16 protein-coding genes are annotated in these 16,098 nt (G+C 53.8%); 7 read left to right on the plus strand and 9 right to left on the minus strand.

The genetic code is table 11. From position 1 onward, the window contains the following. The coding region (locus tag ABYK60_RS13035) for an Ig-like domain-containing protein (protein ID WP_372872459.1) at positions 1-2,313 on the plus strand (2,313 nt) is incomplete at its 5' end. A 77-nt stretch (positions 2,314-2,390) separates the two neighbouring features. Here the strand turns inward: ABYK60_RS13035 and ABYK60_RS13040 are convergent. Then, positions 2,391-3,962, minus strand: a complete 1,572-nt coding sequence (locus ABYK60_RS13040; protein WP_372872486.1) for a M28 family metallopeptidase — start codon at positions 3,960-3,962, stop codon at positions 2,391-2,393. 313 nt (positions 3,963-4,275) lie between these two features. Here ABYK60_RS13040 and ABYK60_RS13045 point away from each other — a divergent pair, with 313 nt between their 5' ends. Then, the gene (locus ABYK60_RS13045; protein WP_372872460.1) at positions 4,276-5,460 is read left to right on the plus strand and encodes an alginate export family protein; all 1,185 of its coding nucleotides are present in this window, start codon (positions 4,276-4,278) and stop codon (positions 5,458-5,460) included. A gap of 83 nt (positions 5,461-5,543) precedes the next feature. Here the strand turns inward: ABYK60_RS13045 and ABYK60_RS13050 are convergent, their stop codons facing one another. From ABYK60_RS13050 to ABYK60_RS13060, 3 genes are all read right to left on the minus strand, one after another. Beyond that, the gene (locus ABYK60_RS13050) at positions 5,544-5,954 is read right to left on the minus strand and encodes a GNAT family N-acetyltransferase (RefSeq protein ID WP_372872461.1); all 411 of its coding nucleotides are present in this window, start codon (positions 5,952-5,954) and stop codon (positions 5,544-5,546) included. Further along, the gene (locus tag ABYK60_RS13055; RefSeq protein ID WP_372872462.1) at positions 5,954-6,841 is read right to left on the minus strand and encodes a DMT family transporter; all 888 of its coding nucleotides are present in this window, start codon (positions 6,839-6,841) and stop codon (positions 5,954-5,956) included. The genes ABYK60_RS13050 and ABYK60_RS13055 overlap by 1 nt, the downstream gene beginning before the upstream one ends. A 97-nt stretch (positions 6,842-6,938) precedes the next feature. Beyond that, positions 6,939-7,514 carry a hypothetical protein gene (locus ABYK60_RS13060; RefSeq protein WP_372872463.1) on the minus strand — a complete coding sequence of 192 codons (576 nt, stop codon included), beginning with the start codon at positions 7,512-7,514 and terminating at the stop codon, positions 6,939-6,941. 136 nt (positions 7,515-7,650) lie between these two features. Between ABYK60_RS13060 and ABYK60_RS13065 the strand changes: the two genes are divergently transcribed. After that, positions 7,651-7,863, plus strand: a complete 213-nt coding sequence (locus tag ABYK60_RS13065) for a hypothetical protein (protein ID WP_372872464.1) — start codon at positions 7,651-7,653, stop codon at positions 7,861-7,863. Here the strand turns inward: ABYK60_RS13065 and ABYK60_RS13070 are convergent, their stop codons facing one another. Beyond that, complete coding sequence (locus tag ABYK60_RS13070; protein ID WP_372872465.1) at positions 7,864-8,475, minus strand: hypothetical protein; 612 nt, start codon at positions 8,473-8,475, stop codon at positions 7,864-7,866. A gap of 224 nt (positions 8,476-8,699) precedes the next feature. Here ABYK60_RS13070 and ABYK60_RS13075 point away from each other — a divergent pair, with 224 nt between their 5' ends. Continuing rightward, complete coding sequence (locus ABYK60_RS13075; RefSeq protein ID WP_372872466.1) at positions 8,700-9,239, plus strand: DUF333 domain-containing protein; 540 nt, start codon at positions 8,700-8,702, stop codon at positions 9,237-9,239. Between the two features lie 84 nt (positions 9,240-9,323). On the opposite strand, the gene ABYK60_RS13080 is transcribed toward ABYK60_RS13075, so the two are convergent. The 4 genes from ABYK60_RS13080 to ABYK60_RS13095 form a co-directional block, all read right to left on the minus strand. After that, positions 9,324-10,103 carry a substrate-binding periplasmic protein gene (locus ABYK60_RS13080; protein WP_372872467.1) on the minus strand — a complete coding sequence of 260 codons (780 nt, stop codon included), beginning with the start codon at positions 10,101-10,103 and terminating at the stop codon, positions 9,324-9,326. Between the two features lie 78 nt (positions 10,104-10,181). After that, the gene (locus tag ABYK60_RS13085; protein WP_372872468.1) at positions 10,182-10,790 is read right to left on the minus strand and encodes a fumarylacetoacetate hydrolase family protein; all 609 of its coding nucleotides are present in this window, start codon (positions 10,788-10,790) and stop codon (positions 10,182-10,184) included. Between the two features lie 10 nt (positions 10,791-10,800). Continuing rightward, on the minus strand, positions 10,801-11,814 hold the full coding sequence (locus ABYK60_RS13090; RefSeq protein ID WP_372872469.1) for a succinylglutamate desuccinylase/aspartoacylase family protein: 1,014 nt from the start codon (positions 11,812-11,814) through the stop codon (positions 10,801-10,803). Positions 11,815-11,986: 172 nt separating this feature from the next. After that, the gene (locus ABYK60_RS13095; protein ID WP_372872470.1) at positions 11,987-12,553 is read right to left on the minus strand and encodes a PhnA domain-containing protein; all 567 of its coding nucleotides are present in this window, start codon (positions 12,551-12,553) and stop codon (positions 11,987-11,989) included. A gap of 380 nt (positions 12,554-12,933) precedes the next feature. Between ABYK60_RS13095 and ABYK60_RS13100 the strand changes: the two genes are divergently transcribed. The 3 genes from ABYK60_RS13100 (at position 12,934) to ABYK60_RS13110 (ending at position 15,909) form a co-directional block, all read left to right on the plus strand. After that, a complete protein-coding gene (locus ABYK60_RS13100; protein ID WP_372872471.1) occupies positions 12,934-13,605 on the plus strand; it encodes a DUF2461 domain-containing protein in 672 nt (223 codons plus the stop codon). Between the two features lie 207 nt (positions 13,606-13,812). Beyond that, positions 13,813-14,430, plus strand: coding sequence for a glutathione S-transferase family protein (locus ABYK60_RS13105; protein WP_372872472.1), 618 nt, complete (start codon positions 13,813-13,815; stop codon positions 14,428-14,430). Positions 14,431-14,544: 114 nt separating this feature from the next. Further along, on the plus strand, positions 14,545-15,909 hold the full coding sequence (locus tag ABYK60_RS13110) for an RsmB/NOP family class I SAM-dependent RNA methyltransferase (RefSeq protein ID WP_372872473.1): 1,365 nt from the start codon (positions 14,545-14,547) through the stop codon (positions 15,907-15,909). Positions 15,910-16,098 lie beyond the last annotated feature (189 nt).

Genomic DNA, 16,098 nt, shown 5'->3' on the forward strand with positions numbered 1-16,098 from the left:
ATCGGCAACAATGCCGACACCGATGACGACAACGATGGGGTATTGGACACAGAAGACGCCTTCCCGCTGGATGCTGCTGAGTCTGTAGACACCGACCTCGACGGCATAGGCAACAATGCCGATACCGATGACGACAACGACGGTATCAATGATGAAGATGACGCTGCGCCGCTGGACCCCAGCATAGGCGATACCCAAAAGCCGGTGTTTGCAGAGCTTGCGCCACTGACCTTTGAAGCCACAGGGCCTATGACAGCAGTAACCCTGCCAGAGCCACAGGTAACAGACAACATCAGTAAGTTACTGACCATTCGCTCGGATCTGGCTGCTGAGCTGGAGCTGGGTGAGCACCTTATTACCTGGATCGCAACCGACGGGGCCGGTAATCAGGCCACTGCCGAGCAATGGGTCACGATTGTTGATACCACGGCGCCTGAGTTTGAGGTGCTGGACACCTTGGTTATTAACGCTACTGGTCGCTTGACCGATATCAGCGCGCTGCTGGATATCAGCGCCACCGATCTGGTGGACGGTGACATCACCGCAGCGCTTAATGGCAGCAGTGAGCTGGCAAGCGGCGCCCATGAACTTGAGCTTGGCGCGACCGACAGCTCAGGCAATACCGCCACCACGACGTTAGCAGTGCATATACTGCCGCAGCTGAAGCTGGCGCAGCGCATGACGGTTGAAGCCGGTGGCGATTATCTGCTGCCACTGCAATTAACCGGCGAAGCACCTGTGTATCCGGTAACCGTCGCCTATTCACTGCTGGTGAACGGACAGGCGGCAAGTAGCCAAAGCGCTGATATTGCCTCTGGTACTGAGGGTGAGTTGGCCATCAGCATTCCGGCGGGCTTGTCGGTAAATACCGCGCTGCAAGTGCAGGTAAACAGCGTAAGCCATGCCTTTGTGGCGGATGACAAGTCTGCAACGCTGGTACTGACCGAGCAAAACCTGGCACCGACCTTTAGCGCAGAAGTACAGCAGCAAGGCGTAGCGACCCGTTTGCTTGACCCGCTATCGGGTGAGGCGCAGATAGTGCTGGCGATTAATGATGTTAATGTGAACGACACACATCAAATCAGTTGGCAGGTGGTGGAGCAGGCGTTCGCCGGCAGCATTGCCGAAGATGGCCTGAGCATGACCTTTAACCCCAGCGACTTAAGCAGTGGCCGTTATGCCGTGGATATCACGGTAACGGAAAGCAACACCGCCGAGCTATTTGGCACCAAACGTCGTATCCGCTTTAAGGTTGATGCGCTGCCGGATTTAAGCAGCACACTTGATAGCGACGGCGATGGTATTGTCGATAGCTTAGAAGGCTATGGCGACAGCGATGGTGACGGTATCGCCGATTATCTGGACAACGATGTCGATGGCAGCCGTTTACCGGTAAATGACAGCACAGAACCGATGCAAACCACGGCGGGTGTGCAATTGGCGCTTGGCAACATCACCAGCGCCATCATCACCGGCAGCGGCGCCGGCATGACCATGGACGACCTGGCTGAGGCTGTGGCAAATGACAGCGGTGCCGCTGACAGCAGCGACAGCCACTTCAACCAGGTGACGGCGGTGCTGGACTTTACCCTGAGCGGGCAAATTCAGCCGGGGCAATCGGTTGCCGTGGTATTCCCCATGCCACGCGGCACTGCGCTGCCCGAGGACGCTGTGTATCGCAAGTACAACGCCATACAAGGCTGGTATGACTTTGTTGAAGATGCCAACAACAGCATAAGCTCGGCGCCGCTGCTTGACGGCGAGTGCCCGGCGGTTGGCGCCGCCAGCTATGAGCCCGGTTTGGTGGCAGGCTATCAGTGCGTGCAACTGCTGCTGCAGGACGGCGGCCCCAACGATGCCGATGGCACTGCCAACGGCGTGATTGAAGATCCGGGTGTCATCGCGGTGCTGAGTCAGAACCAACTGCCTGTTGCAAATCTGGACACCGCAGCCATCCTGGATAGCCAGGTGCTGGTGATTGACGTGCTGGCCAACGACACCGACGCCGATGGTGACACCTTAAGCGTCATCGGCGCCAGTGTTGATTATGGCAGTGTAGAGCTGCTTGCCGACAATACCCTGCGCTATACCCCAAGCAGCGGATTCAGCGGTGAGGCGGTGATAAGCTATCAGGTCAGCGATGGCTTTGGTGGCAGCGCCGAGGGTGAGGTACATGTGACCGTGAGCCTTGCGCCAGCGGTGGAACCTGAGACACCCGCAACCGACACTGGTGGTGGCTCTATGCCCCTGTGGTCACTGCTGCTTTTGGGGCTGGCATTCACAAGACATCGCCAGGTAGCCCTGCATCAATAAGGCTCGCAGGGCAAACATAGAAAGCACTGCAAGAAAAAAGAGCGGCTTAGCCGCTCTTTTTATTTACCAGCAAAAACTTAACGACCATCTTTGGCGCGGCGGGCTTTGAAATCAGACTCTTCCAGCCACTTGGGCCATTCGTTGCCATTGGCAAGCCGCGAAAGGATTTGCTCAATCAATTTAAGGTCCTGCTTTACGCCACCGAGTTGCCAGTCAGGGGAGTAATCGTCGGCGCCCTTGTGGTACTTGTGGGCAATGTAGTCAGGGTCGGTGTCACCCAGGCTCATAAACAGCAGTCCGGGCACCCCTTGCTGCGCCAGAGCAAAGTGGTCTGAGCGGAACATCAGGCCATTTTGAGGTCGTGGGTCGGCCTTCACCTGTCTGTTCTGGGCCTTGGCGGCGTCACTGAGCATAGTTTCCAGCTCAGATACCCCTTCACCGTAGCGCAGTATGTAATCCACGCCCTCGCCCACATTCATGCCATCAATGTTTAAAAAAGCCACCAGCTTAGATGTCGGCAGCGGCGGATTTTCAGCAAAATATTGGGCGCCAATCAGGCCGGTTTCCTCAGCAGTGAAAGCGGAGAAAATCATGCTGCGGGCGGGCTTTTCTGCCTCTGGCAGCGCGGCATAGTGCCGTGCCAGCGCCAGTACCCCGGCCACGCCGGTGGCGTTATCCACGGCACCATTGAGGATGATGGTTTTGCCCTCTTCCTCGATTTGGCCAAGGTGATCCCAATGGGCGTGCATCACCACGGCTTCATCGGCATTTTTGTTGCCGGGCAATATGGCGGCCACGTTATGGGACTCGGCGCGCTCGATATGATTACTGAGGGTCAAATCGGCTTTCACCGTCAAGGGCACGGCTTTAAAGCCAGGCGCCTTGGCAGCGGCTTTCAGCGCTTCAATATCCTGGCCGGAAGCCGCCAGAATCTGCTTGGCCGCCGCATATTGCAGCCAGCCCATCACCCCCACCTGACTTTGGTTGTTATTGCCATCAACCAAAGTGAACTTGGTATTGGTATTGGAGTTTTTCACCACGCCCCAGCCGTAAGCCGCCGGAGCATCTTCATGGACGATAAACACGGCTTGCGCCCCCTGGCGCGCCGCTTCTTCATACTTGTAGGTCCAGCGACCATAGTAGGTCATGGCATTGCCTTTAAAGACCTTGGGGTCCTGGGTGGCAAAGCCCGGGTCGTTAACCAGCAGCACCACGGTTTTGCCGCGCACATCCACACCTGCGTAGTCATTCCAGCCGTATTCGGGGGCATTGATGCCGTAACCCACAAACACCATGTCGCTGCCACTCAGTTCTACCTTGGGTACTACCCTCTGGGTACGGGCGGTGAAATCCTCGCCCGAGGTAAAGCTGAACTCACCCACCTTAAGAACCATGCTCTGATCGGCGGTGATTTTTGCCATCGGCACTGCCTGCAAATACTCGCCATTGAAAGCGCCTTTAAGCCCCATGGCTTTAAAAGCACCGGTGAGATAATCGAGAGTTTTCTGCTCCCCCTCTGACAGAGGAGCCCTGCCACCAAAGGCGTCACTGGCCAGTGTCTGCACATCGCGCCGATAAGTCTGTTCATCAAAGTGCCACGAAGCAGCCTGGCAGGGGATTGTGATTACCAGAGCGCAACCGGCAAACAGGGTACGGATATATTTCACGGACAATTCCTTCTCGTTGTAGAGCCTGACATTGTAAGGCAGCAACCTGTCTTTGTAATGTCAGTTGTTACTGTGTCTGGTGCTGCCACCAGCACGAACACTTCAGAATTATACCTAATTAGAGGTACAACTATGTAGGTATAAGCTATTGATCTAACTCACAGTTTAGGTGCCTACCTCATAACTTCCGGTAAAACTTGTGCCAGATCAAGAAAGGGCAACCGAACATACCAATAACATGCGCGCATACAGGAAATACCCAAATGATAACAATCATAGTTCCGAGGATGACATCATGAAATTCAGCACTGCCGCGCTTGCCGTTTCCACTGCCCTGCTCAGCCTGTCAAATGTCGCTGTAGCCGATCCGGTCAGCAAAGCCCTGGTTGAAGACGCCAAGGTGAATGTTCAGTTCCGCGCCCGTTTTGAGCAAGTTGATCAGAATTCTGATACCCAGGATTTAACCTCTCTGCGTACCCGCCTGACCTACCAAACCGGTGATCTGTCCAACTTCTTCGCACTGGCCGAAGTAGACGATGTGCGCTCTACCGATGAAGAGCCATGGATCAGTGACTACGAATATACCGAAATCAACCAGGCCTTTATCGGCTATAAGGCACCAGCCGAGACCGAACTTAAATATGGTCGTCAGCGCATCCTGCTGGATAACCAGCGCTTTGTTGGTGGTGTTGGTTTCCGTCAGAATGAACAGACCTATGATGCCTTCTCGGTGCAAAGCAAGGGTGTGACCAATCTGACAGCCTTCTATGCCTATATCAACAACGTCAACCGTATCTTCAGCGAAGCCTCAGGCAAAGCTGATCACAAAAACGAAACCCACCTGCTGAACCTGAACTACAAGGCCAACACTTGGGCTGATATCTCTGGTTACGCCTACCTCATCGACAACCAGAATGTGGCACGTTTCTCCACCGACACCTATGGTGTGCGCCTGAGCGGTAAAGGTGATGTGGGCAGCCTGAAACTGGGCTATGCGCTGGAATACGCCAAGCAGAGCGACGGTGGCAACAATACTCTGGCATATGACGCCGACTACCAACTGGCAGAAGCGTCTCTGGGCTTCAGTGGCGTAGATTTCAAACTCGGCTATGAAGTACTGGGTTCAGACAATGGCAACGCCGGCTTTATCACCCCTCTGGCCACCCTGCATGCCTTCCAGGGCTGGACTGATAAGTTCCTGTTCGGCGGTGCCGGTAACTGGGACAATGGTATCCAGGACCTGTACTTCACCGTAGGTGGCGCAGTAGGCGGTGTTAAACTGCTGGCGGTATACCACCAGTTTGAATCTGATGTTGGCAATATCGACATGGGCGACGAGTGGGGTGTCAGTGTGACTTATCCATTCGCCAAGTACTACAGCGTGAATGCCAAGTACGCCAGCTTCTCCGGTGCCGATGCAGGTTATGCGTTCAGCAGCGATACCGACAAAGTTTGGCTGACATTCGAAGCCAAATACTGATACCGGGCTCAGGTATCAAAATTTAAGCTGAGATAACACAAAGCCGCCCATGGGCGGCTTTGTTTTTCCTGTTCGTCGGGTTTTTATAGTGTCTTTACCAGATACCAGCGTTTTCCGTCGCCTACAGGGTAGTGCTGCTGACACCACACTTCGCCATAGCCACGGGCACGATAAAAATCCGGTGCCTGAAAATCCAGCGTATCCAATAACAGCCACCGACAACCTCTTGCACGCGCCTCATCTTCAGCAGTTTGCAGTAACGCGCTGCCTACGCCCTGACCACGCAGACTTGCACATACCCAAAAGTTATCAATCAGACACCAGTTACCAAAAGTGCGCCCGGCAATACCGGCCAGCAGCTCGCCTGTATTACTGAGTTTTTTAAATCCGATGGGACGGCGTAAGCTCGCATCCCAATGTTCGGCATTAAAGGCGGCAATCTGTGATTTAACCTCATCGGCAAACGCGGCCGACTCATCAAGGATAAAATTCATCAGCGTTCTCCCGCCAGACGGCGCAATCGGGGCACACTGCCAGTGCTGATGGAGGTACCCAGCAAAATAATGGCAGTACCAACAACCGTGTGCCAGCCAATATGCTCTCCCAGAAACAAGGCGCCCCACAGAATACCAAAAGCCGGAATAAGGAAAGTCACTGTCAGTGCCGAAGTGGCCCCTACTTCATCAATCAAGCGGAAATACAAAAGATAAGCCACACCGCTGCAAAGCACCCCCAGGGTCACCACAGCTGCCAATGTACCGGCGGATGGCATGGCGGCTGGCGGCGCAGTAAACAGCAAGGCAGGCAACAGCCAGGCACTGGCGGCCCACATGCAGCCATGGGCATTGCTGTAGGCGCTGCCATAATTGGCAGACTTGGTGTAAATACTGGCTATGGCATAACAGATTGCAGCGCCAAGCCCGGCTGCCAGAGCCCAAATCCCCTGACTCGACAATGACAGGCTTTCCACCCCGGCAAGCAGCACCACGCCACAAAAACCGGTAACCAGCCCGCCAAGTGCGGCGCCTTTGGGCATGGAACGCTGCCAGATAGCCAGCAGCAAGGTGCTCCAAAGGGGCGCGGTGGCATTCAGCACCGACATCAAAGACGCGGCAAGCTCGGTGGCCGCATAGCCGTAAAGCAGAAACGGCAGCGCGGTATTAATGCCACCCAGAATAATAAAGTGCTGCAGCGGCGCACTGCCTATCAGCGCCCTTTTCAGATAAAAGGCACCGCCCAATAAAAACAGCGCCGCAAAGGTAACCCTCAGGAACATCAGCCATGCCGGGCCAAGTTCGGTTACCCCGATACGAATAAACAGAAAGGATGCTCCCCAAATCGCGGAAAGCAGTAATAATTTAAGCCAGGCACCAACGGACATATTGCGACTCCCCCATCAGCAATGCGCCAGTGTAGGGAGCGAATGGCAGACTGTAAAGCCAGCGCACGGGCCAATATTTATTGGCAGGCAATAAAAATCAATCCAGACGACGCCAGACTTCCTCTTCTTTAAGAATGCCTGCTTCCACACGGCGGGTGTGCCACTCATTACCGATGAGGGCTATCTCAAACCCAAAGCCTTGCCCTTTTGGCACTTCAAAGGAATTAAGCGATGGGTACTCTGTATAGAGATTGCCTTCAAGCTTATATTCACCGGCGCCGGCGGCCCAAAACTCGGTTTTATTTTTCACCGTTTTGACTGTGGTAAAACTGAAATGCCCCTTTGAAACGACCTTGATGGCACTGAGCCCCAGACTGCGGTAATCAACCCATTTACCTTCGCCATCCAGATAACGACCGGAGACCAGCATCCAACTGCCGTGCAGGGACTCGCCACTGATGGCCTGTGAGCTGGCGTCAATCTCATCAGCTGCCTTGAGTTCAGTATCGATAACGTTTTGGGCCTGAGTAGCATCGGCCTGAATTACAGGCTGTGCGGCTGCTTCCGGCAACTCAGTGCCGGCCGAAACCCCTTGCATAGAAGTCGGTGCCGCAATAAGAACAGCTGAGGCGACAACAAGCAACAAACTGCCAAGCTTCAAGGTGATTCTCATGAGTACTCCTTCGGTGGACAACGGGCATGGGTACCGTTTCTATGCTGCTGCGATTTGAGGCAATTGCAGTTTTCACGGACACAACCTTCATCCGCGGGTATAATCTTTCTTTATCGTGTAACTGCAGATAAACCCCATGACAGACTTCAGTGTTATCAACAAGAGCAGCAGTCAATCGTTCAACAGCCAAAAACGGCTTATCAAGGCTCTGCTTGCCGGGCAAACCATTCCCTGTGAGACCTGCAAAAAGCCGCTGTCGGCATCCATGCCCCCAAAAAATGACCAGCACATTTTGGGGCATATCCGCTGCCCCAAAGGCTGCACCGACATCGAGCTTGAGGTCGAGTAATTACTGATCGGCCACTATGGTGCCCTGCGCCGTCACACTGAAACGGCGTATTTCCAATAAACCGGGAGGCTCGGCCATCACCTGTTGTGGGCCATGTACCAGCAACTCGGCGTTGATACCAACCGGCAGCAGGCTGTTGCCGTTCACATTCAGGTTTTTCACGGCGATTCGGTCTCCCAAAAAACTCGCATCCAGCTGACGAATGGTACCGCCTGCACCATCCAGGGCAAACAGCCCCAGATACCAAAAACTGCCGGAACCCTGATTGGATATCACAAAGGGCGCGAGCAGCAGTTGGGTATTGTTAAAGGGGGCATCAAGAGCCAGTATCCTGGTGTAATCCAGCGCCACATAGCCACGCTCAGCCCCATCGGCGTACTCGCCCAGCACAAGTTTTTGTCCATGCCCGTCAATAAAGCGTGTGAGACGGGCTTTGGCCGCTGTATCGGGTACAGTCACTTCGAAAGCCGACAGAGTTTTCAGCGAAAATAACCTCAGCATCACAGGATCTGCTTCGGCTTGAGTTATTTCCCGTGGCGGCGCTGTACTTTGGCATGCTGATAACGCCACCAACAGGGCTGCACTCAGCAACAGACGAACATAGGCCATCATGGTTCTCCTGATAATCATCAAGCGGTTATCTTTGACAATAGCATGGCGGACTTAGGGGCGGTATCTCAGTCTCTACTATTGTGTTCAAAGCGAGGGTGCATTGTCGACGCACTGGCAATTTCAACAATAACGTCTTATTCTGGCTCGAGTTTACGCTGTAACCATGACTACCCCCTGGCGGCGCACTTAACGTCAGGGAGTGAATAGCGACAACCACCGGAGGTATGATGAGACACTCAGCCAAAACACTGCTTTCTGCGTTACTGGCGGCCAGTCTGTTAACGGCATGCAATGATTCGCCCCCCGAGGCCAAAGCGCCTGAACAGGAACCATCCGTTAAAGTAGAACTCAAAGAGGCTGTTACTGATGAAACGGCAGCCACAGAAAATCAATATCAGGAAAAAACAACCGGTCTTGCCAATCCGGCTGCTGATTTTTGTATCAAGCTGGGTGGCGAGTACCGGATAGTCGATGACACCGATGGCCAGCATGGCAAATGTCATCTGCCAGATGGCCGTATTGAAGACGCCATGGCGCTTTTTCGTAGTCACGCCTCAGCCGCGGCTGACACTATGACCACTGATGTCACTGAAGCTGTTGCTGCCATTGGCATGCCAAACCCTGCCGCGGAATACTGCGTAAAAATCGGTGGTGAGCACAAGGTAGTACAAGAAGACGCAGGTGAAGTGGGTTATTGCCACTTAAAAGACGGCCAGGTTGTGAATGCCTGGGATTACTTTCGCGCCCATCACCAACAACAATAGGCTTTAGCGCCCGTTTTGCGGCCATCAATCAAGAAAGGTGAAATGCACCCAAACAGTCGGGTGCATTTTTTATATTAATGCCAATCACTCTGGCTTGGTTGGTGAAGACTCAGGCTCGGCAATGGTGGCTGGCGGCGCAGTCATCAGCTCACCAAAAATGGCCCGCTCGAATAGCCCATCACGGTAGGCTTTCTCAGCAAGCTGGGCCAGCTCATCGTTGCTGATGGCCAGTTTGTGCCTGCGACTGACGGCAAAATGGATGATACGCTCGGGCTGGACTCCGAACTCAGACACCCGCAACAACTGATGAAAGCCGCTAAACTGACTTGCAAGGAACTGCAGCGCGTTTTCAGGCGCAATGACCAGCCCAACCCGGTCGGCTATCAACATGCGAACCCCGGTGAGCAAATCGCTGACCACCTCACGCTTAAGCTCAGCATCCTGATCAAAACGTTCGAAATACAGAGTGTTGCGACTTACCGCAATCCGGTGACCATATAAATCTTCATACTGGCGAACGGGTTCTGTACCGGGCCGGTACAAAAACACATAACGGGTATCCTGCCGGTATGGCAACAACAACCAACGCTGACTTCGGTTGTCGGCATCAATAATGCCAGCCACTATATCCACCTGGCCGGTATCGAGCATGCGCAGACAACGGGCGAAGTTCGGGCTGGCAATGAAGGCGGCATTGTGATTAATAAGTTCGGCCAGCTTAAGCAAAGCCATTATATTGTCGCCGTGCGGATTTGGCGTAAGGCTTTGATAAGGAGGAAACTCATCGACACAGGCACGCATTTCCTTTGACAGTACGCCAAAAGAGCACATCAGTAACACAAGCAAAATGATCCGCAGCACCATGGTCAACTCCCGTCAGACCTCAACGAAAGTATTAACGCTTTTGGGATGTTTGACGATAACAAACGGCACATAAAGCACTCAACGGGCCTGCCAACTCACACGGGTGAGCAGGTTACCCTTTTGAAACAGCTCTCCATGATAATGGCCACCGCTAATCAGGGCACCAACACCGGCGGGAGTACCCGTCATCAAAATATCGCCATCGTCGAGGCTGAGGAAAGTTTGCACCTCTGCCAGCAATTGCTCCGGCGAAAACAACATCAGGCCGGTGTGCCCTTGTTGCAGCAGCTTACCGTCGCAACTGAATGTCAGCGCCAGATCTTCGCTGCCATGACAGGGCACAAACTCGCCAAACAGTGCCGAACCATCGAACGCCTTGGCTCGCTCCCAGGGCAAGCCTTTATTCTTAAGCCGGTTTTGCGTCTCCCGCCTGGTCAAATCCAGCCCAAGTGTCGCGGCTACCAGCTTGCCGCTGGCCACCATAAACGCGATTTCGGCTTCATAATGCAGTGGCTCTCCCAACTCACTGTGCAGCACATTGCCAATGGCACTGGCGGGTTTGATAAACACCACAGGTTCGGTCGGCACTTCGTTGCCCAGCTCCTCGGCGTGGGCAACGTAGTTACGGCCAATACAAACAATTTTCGACGGATAGATGGCTTTTCCAGCCAGAAATACGGGCTTCATCCGGCGCTCCTTAAGCGTATTCCATCAAAAACTCATCGAGTTGCTCGTTGACAGTTTCAATCTCGTCGCCGGCATATTGGGCAATGTGATACAAACCCTCTCCTTCATTGGTAACGGGAATGTTGGTAATGCCAATCACAATCCCATCGCTGGGAGCCCGGATTGGCAACGTATCCTGACTGTGGGGGCTGGCGAGATAGGCAAGAATATTTCCCTTATTAACCCGTTGCCCCAGTTTGACTTTTTGCAGCACCAGTCCATCAGCTTCGGAGCGGATCCAGTAGCTTCTGATGGAAGCAACATCGGATGTCCCCCGTGTCAGGCGGCCTTTTTGCATTCCCAGATGGCGCAACAGGTTCACAGCCCCCTTTAATCCCGTCCGAATGGCTGCATCAGAAAAACGCAGCGCCTCGCCGGCCTCGTACAGAATACAAGGTACACCAGCCTTGGCGGCATAACCCCGAAGCGAGCTGCTCTTCGCCTCGTTATGCATGATAAGTGGTGCGCCGAAAGCCCTTGCCATGGCCATCATGGTTTCGTTTTCAGTATCGCACCGAATTTGAGGTAGGTTATCCCGGTGAATGGCACCTGTGTGCAAATCGAGGATATGAGTCGCCCGGGATATCAGCTCACGGGTGACCAGATGAGCCAGCCTGCTCGTCAGCGCCCCTTTATCGGAACCGGGAAAACAGCGATTAAGATCACGCCTGTCAGGTAAATAGCGGGACTTCTGGATAAATCCAAACACATTGACCACAGGCACCATCAACACAGTACCGTGCAATGCCTTGGGGTTAATCCGTCCCTGCAGGCGCCGACAAATCTCAATACCATTGAGCTCATCGCCATGAATGGCCGCACATATCAAGAGTACCGGGCCGGGCTTATTACCGTGAAATACTTCTACCTGCAGATCCACCGGCGTGTCGTTGTACAGCCTTGCCACCGGCAGCCGCACCGTATTCTGGCTTCCCGCAGCAATCTGAATGCCACCGATTTCAAAGGGGTCACGTTTTTTGGCCATATGGGGTTCCTTTATCCTGTTTAAGCCATTGTAACTCAGTCAATTAGCAAATAAAGTCAGCCGTAACCACAAGTGTATTTCCCGCCTGCCCCTGACACACGAGCGCACACAGGTGAATTGGTTGCATATAAAAAAAGCCGCCCTCAGGCGACTTCTTTAACATATTCAGGCATCAGGCCTTTTTTACGTAACAACTCAGAATCACTATTCGGGTACCGTTTACCCGGCCTTCAATGTGCTCAGGATTGCTGGTCAGGCCGATGTTACGTACCGCCGTGCCGCGCTTGGCAACAAAGCTGGTGCCCTTCACGTTCAGATCTTTGATGATTACCACAGTATCACCGGCGGCGAGCTGGGCACCATTGCTATCCAGCGTTGGCTGTGCATCAGCATCCAGTGCAGCTGCGGCATTGGCTGCATCAACCCAGGCCTGGGTGTCTTCATCCAGATACAGCATGTCGAGCAAATCCTGTGCCCATGTCTCGCTGGACAATTCTTTTAACATACGAGCAGCCATTACCTGCACGGCAGGCACTGTGCTCCACATACTTTCGTTCAGGCAGCGCCAGTGGTTCACATCCAGGGTGGCGGTATCGGCGATTTGCGCCTGACAGGTACCACACAGGGCAATATCATCATCGGTACGCTCGCCACTGGCTGGCACTTCAAACAGGGAAAGTTCGGTTTCTGCGCTGCAGAGTTCACATTTGCCGCAGGCACGGCTGATTGCATCAGTCATCTTGATCTGTCACTTTTACCAAAACCAAGGATTCTATCAAAAACCTTACTCGCTGTCAGTGATCTAAGGAAGGCGCGAACAAGTCCACGCACAGCTCTGGCTTTGATAGCAACGACAGTTTAAGGCATTCAACTGAGGGCATGGCTGGGCGCCCCCGCCGTCCTGCTGAAGTTGAATAACGCCGAAATGGTGTTGCTCTCAAAGCCCCGCAGGGCGTGACATACAGTGGCATCTGCTGCGTTACAGTTCTTGCGAAGGACTAGGGCCATTCGCTGCAAACTGTGCCTTGCATCTATCCACTGTAAGCTCACGCAGAGCAAGCACGGGACTTATTCGCACCTTCCCTAACCCAAAAGCGAGCCCGGTTCATGGAGTAAATCATGTTCACCCAATCAACCTTCGACTTTCTTGCGCTACTCGAAGCCAATAACGATCGCGACTGGTTCAAGGCAAACCAACATAGGTACGAAGAGCTGGTGCGCAGCCCCGCCCTTGAGTTAATCGAAGCCGCAGCTCCCGACATACTCGCCTTATCGCCAAGGCTTACCGCTGTGGCCAAAAAGGTCGGTGGCAGCCTGATGCGACCACAGCGAGACACCCGTTTTGGCCATGATAAGCGCCCTTACAAGACCAATGTCGGCATTCAGTTTCGCCGCTTTCAGGGTAAAGATGTGCATGCACCGGGGCTGTATCTGCATATTGCCAATGATGGCTGCTTTATCGGTGCCGGCATCTGGCACCCCGAGCCCAAGGCACTGAACGCCATCCGTGCTTGTATCGATGAAAACCCTGCAGCCTACCAAAGAGCGCTGAAGGCATTGACTGACGGCGGCTTTGCCATGGATGGCGACAGCCTGTCACGCCCACCGCGGGGCTATGATAAGCACCATCCCTTGATTGATGAGCTAAAGCGCAAAGACTTTATCGCCGTAAAATCCCTGGCAAATCACGAAGTGATGCAACCCGATTTTGCTTCAGGGCTCGTCGCGGAGTTTAAACACTGCCAGCAACTGATGCGCTACCTTTGCTTTGCACTGGAGCTGGATTACTGAATCACTGCCGTCATAGGCGAAGCCCGCGAATGCCGGATGAGTAATGCAGGGTCAAGGCAAGATCCAGGAGCATGCTGATTGCACAAAGCCCAGCTGCAGGAACATTGGAGGCAAAAGGGACGGCCTCGATTGACCTTGGGATATTTGCCCCCGATTAACCTATGCCGTAGATTCAATCCTGACAAAACAGTACATAAATAGGTCTCTATGAAAATTCTTGAACTTGCGTCCACCCCCAGCGCCCGCCGTGTAGGAATATTCCTGGCAGAGCTTGGCATTGAAGTACCAAGAGAGCAGCTGAACTTACGAGCCGGCGATAATCTGACACCGGAATTCAAAAGCAAAAGTGTCAACGGCCGCATTCCTGTATTGGCGCTGGATGACGGCAATTACATTTGTGAGTCAGTGGCCATCTGTCGTTACTTTGATGCGCTGCACCCAAGCAGGCAAAGTCTGTTTGGCAACACACCGCTGGAGCAGGCCCAGGTGGAGATGTGGAACCGGGTTCTGGAACTTAATGGTTTAATGGTTGCATTTCAGGGATTCCGTAACCTCAGCGGCATTTTCAAAGACCGCGAGCGCGTTGTGGAACCCTGGGGCGTGGAGTGCCGGCAAAGGCTTTTGGAATTTCTGCCCAGTCTCGAAGCACGACTTAATGGACGTGATTTTGTTGCCATCGACCGCTTCAGCATCGCCGATATCACAGGCTTTGTACTGATTGGCTTTTTGCCTCGCCTGGACATTGAATTGACCGATACCATGCCCAACATCCGGCGCTGGTATGCCGCCGTTGCCGAGCGCCCCTCAACAAACCAGGGACTGTGAGACAGTAGTTGCCAAAAAAATGGCCACTCCCGTCCGGTTGAATAACATGGGTAAGATGCGCCGCCAGCGCGCATCTGCTACAATCGCCGCCGGATTTTTTACGCAGGCACACCCATGTCACATCCAGCTGCTCTCTCGCCGGCCGAGCGCCGCGCCATCAGTTATGCCAACACCCTGCACCTGCTGGTTTCACATATTTTTGAATCCCGTGAAGGCGCTGACCGGGTGCTGGCAAACTATTTCCGCGAGCATAAAAAGCACGGTTCCAAAGACAGAAAGCTTATTCGCGAAACCCTGTTTGGGCTGTTTCGCTGGTGGGGCTGGCTTAAATGTCTGCCGGCCGTTGAGGACGACGCCATTAATGCCTTTGGCCTGGGTTTAAGTGAGGGGCAGCGCTGGTTTACCCAGTTAAGCCTTGTCGCCGCCATCGAAAACCATCCCTGGCAGGATATCCACAGCGGCTGGACAGCACATGCGGGGCTGTCTGAGCTTAATATTCCCGCCTTTGGCGATATGCCAGAGAGCCTGACTCAGATATGCGCCGCGCTCAACAGCCAGTTTTCAGGTAGTAATTTCGCCCCTGCGGCTCTACTGCCAGAATGGGCCTGGGAGCATTTCCCTGTTGCCCAAACCGACAAACTCGCCTTTATCGATGCCCTGTGCCGCCGCCCCCCCCTGTGGACCCGCGCCCAGGGAACAGCCCGTGCGCAGGTAATCAAGCTGCTTGCGGCCGATGAAATTGGCGCAATTCCAAGCCAGGTATTTTCCAGTGCTATTGAGCTTGCCAGCCAAAGCATCAACCTCGATGCACTGACGGCTTATAAATCGGGCAAACTGGAAGTGCAGGATCTGGCCTCTCAGGCCATTGGTGAAGTCGCCGCCCCCAAGGCCGGTGAACGTTGGTGGGATGCCTGCGCCGGTGCTGGCGGTAAGAGTTTACAGCTGTATTCGCTGATGCAACAGCGAGGCGGCGTGGGCGAACTGGTAGCGTCCGACATTCGCACCAAGGCTCTGGAAGAGTTACAGCGTCGCGCTGACAAAGCCGGTTTTTCGCCAATTCAGCTCAGCCCCTGGCGCAGTGACAAGCTGCCGGTAAAGGCGAACCATTTTGATGGTGTATTGGTAGACGCGCCCTGCTCCTGCACCGGCACCTGGCGCCGTAACCCGGATATGCGCTGGATTGACGATGCTTCGGCCATCCTGGATAAACCCGCATTGCAGCTCGACATTCTTAGCCGTGCAAGCCAGGCTGTGCGTACTGGCGGCGTGCTGGTGTATGCAACCTGCTCACTTGCCCACGCCGAGAACGATGCCGTGGTCGAGGCATTTTTATCAGCACATCAGGATTTTGTGCTTGAACCTGTCAAAAATCCTTTCACCGCGAACAGTAGCCAAGATGAACAACAAGGATTGCTGACGTTGTGGCCACAGCAGGCGAATGCCGACGGCATGTTTGTAGCAAGAATGCGCCGCCGCTGATATCACCAACATAGCTACTGAGCCATAACCACAGGGTGCCCGTTAACGGCACCCTGTTTTTTGAAACATCATAAATCCGAACAAAAACAGATCCCTTTACTGCAGGATTTAAGGCTGGTTTCAGACTCTGACCAGCCCGCGGCTTCGGGCAATTTTTTTCACCATAAAACAATAAATATTTCGCTTTAG

Origin of the sequence: Shewanella sp. (assembly GCF_041630135.1) — a bacterium.
GTDB lineage: Bacteria > Pseudomonadota > Gammaproteobacteria > Enterobacterales > Shewanellaceae > Shewanella.

Excerpts from the sequence above, each read along its gene's own strand:
- ABYK60_RS13045 (WP_372872460.1), top strand. The coding sequence starts at position 4,276 with ATGAAATTCAGCACTGCCGCGCTTGCCGTTTCCACTGCCCTGCTCAGC.
- ABYK60_RS13050 (WP_372872461.1), bottom strand. The coding sequence starts at position 5,954 with ATGAATTTTATCCTTGATGAGTCGGCCGCGTTTGCCGATGAGGTTAAA.
- ABYK60_RS13055 (WP_372872462.1), bottom strand. The coding sequence starts at position 6,841 with ATGTCCGTTGGTGCCTGGCTTAAATTATTACTGCTTTCCGCGATTTGG.
- ABYK60_RS13060 (WP_372872463.1), bottom strand. The coding sequence starts at position 7,514 with ATGAGAATCACCTTGAAGCTTGGCAGTTTGTTGCTTGTTGTCGCCTCA.
- ABYK60_RS13065 (WP_372872464.1), top strand. The coding sequence starts at position 7,651 with ATGACAGACTTCAGTGTTATCAACAAGAGCAGCAGTCAATCGTTCAAC.
- ABYK60_RS13070 (WP_372872465.1), bottom strand. The coding sequence starts at position 8,475 with ATGATGGCCTATGTTCGTCTGTTGCTGAGTGCAGCCCTGTTGGTGGCG.
- ABYK60_RS13075 (WP_372872466.1), top strand. The coding sequence starts at position 8,700 with ATGATGAGACACTCAGCCAAAACACTGCTTTCTGCGTTACTGGCGGCC.
- ABYK60_RS13080 (WP_372872467.1), bottom strand. The coding sequence starts at position 10,103 with ATGGTGCTGCGGATCATTTTGCTTGTGTTACTGATGTGCTCTTTTGGC.
- ABYK60_RS13085 (WP_372872468.1), bottom strand. The coding sequence starts at position 10,790 with ATGAAGCCCGTATTTCTGGCTGGAAAAGCCATCTATCCGTCGAAAATT.
- ABYK60_RS13090 (WP_372872469.1), bottom strand. The coding sequence starts at position 11,814 with ATGGCCAAAAAACGTGACCCCTTTGAAATCGGTGGCATTCAGATTGCT.
- ABYK60_RS13095 (WP_372872470.1), bottom strand. The coding sequence starts at position 12,553 with ATGACTGATGCAATCAGCCGTGCCTGCGGCAAATGTGAACTCTGCAGC.
- ABYK60_RS13100 (WP_372872471.1), top strand. The coding sequence starts at position 12,934 with ATGTTCACCCAATCAACCTTCGACTTTCTTGCGCTACTCGAAGCCAAT.
- ABYK60_RS13105 (WP_372872472.1), top strand. The coding sequence starts at position 13,813 with ATGAAAATTCTTGAACTTGCGTCCACCCCCAGCGCCCGCCGTGTAGGA.
- ABYK60_RS13110 (WP_372872473.1), top strand. The coding sequence starts at position 14,545 with ATGTCACATCCAGCTGCTCTCTCGCCGGCCGAGCGCCGCGCCATCAGT.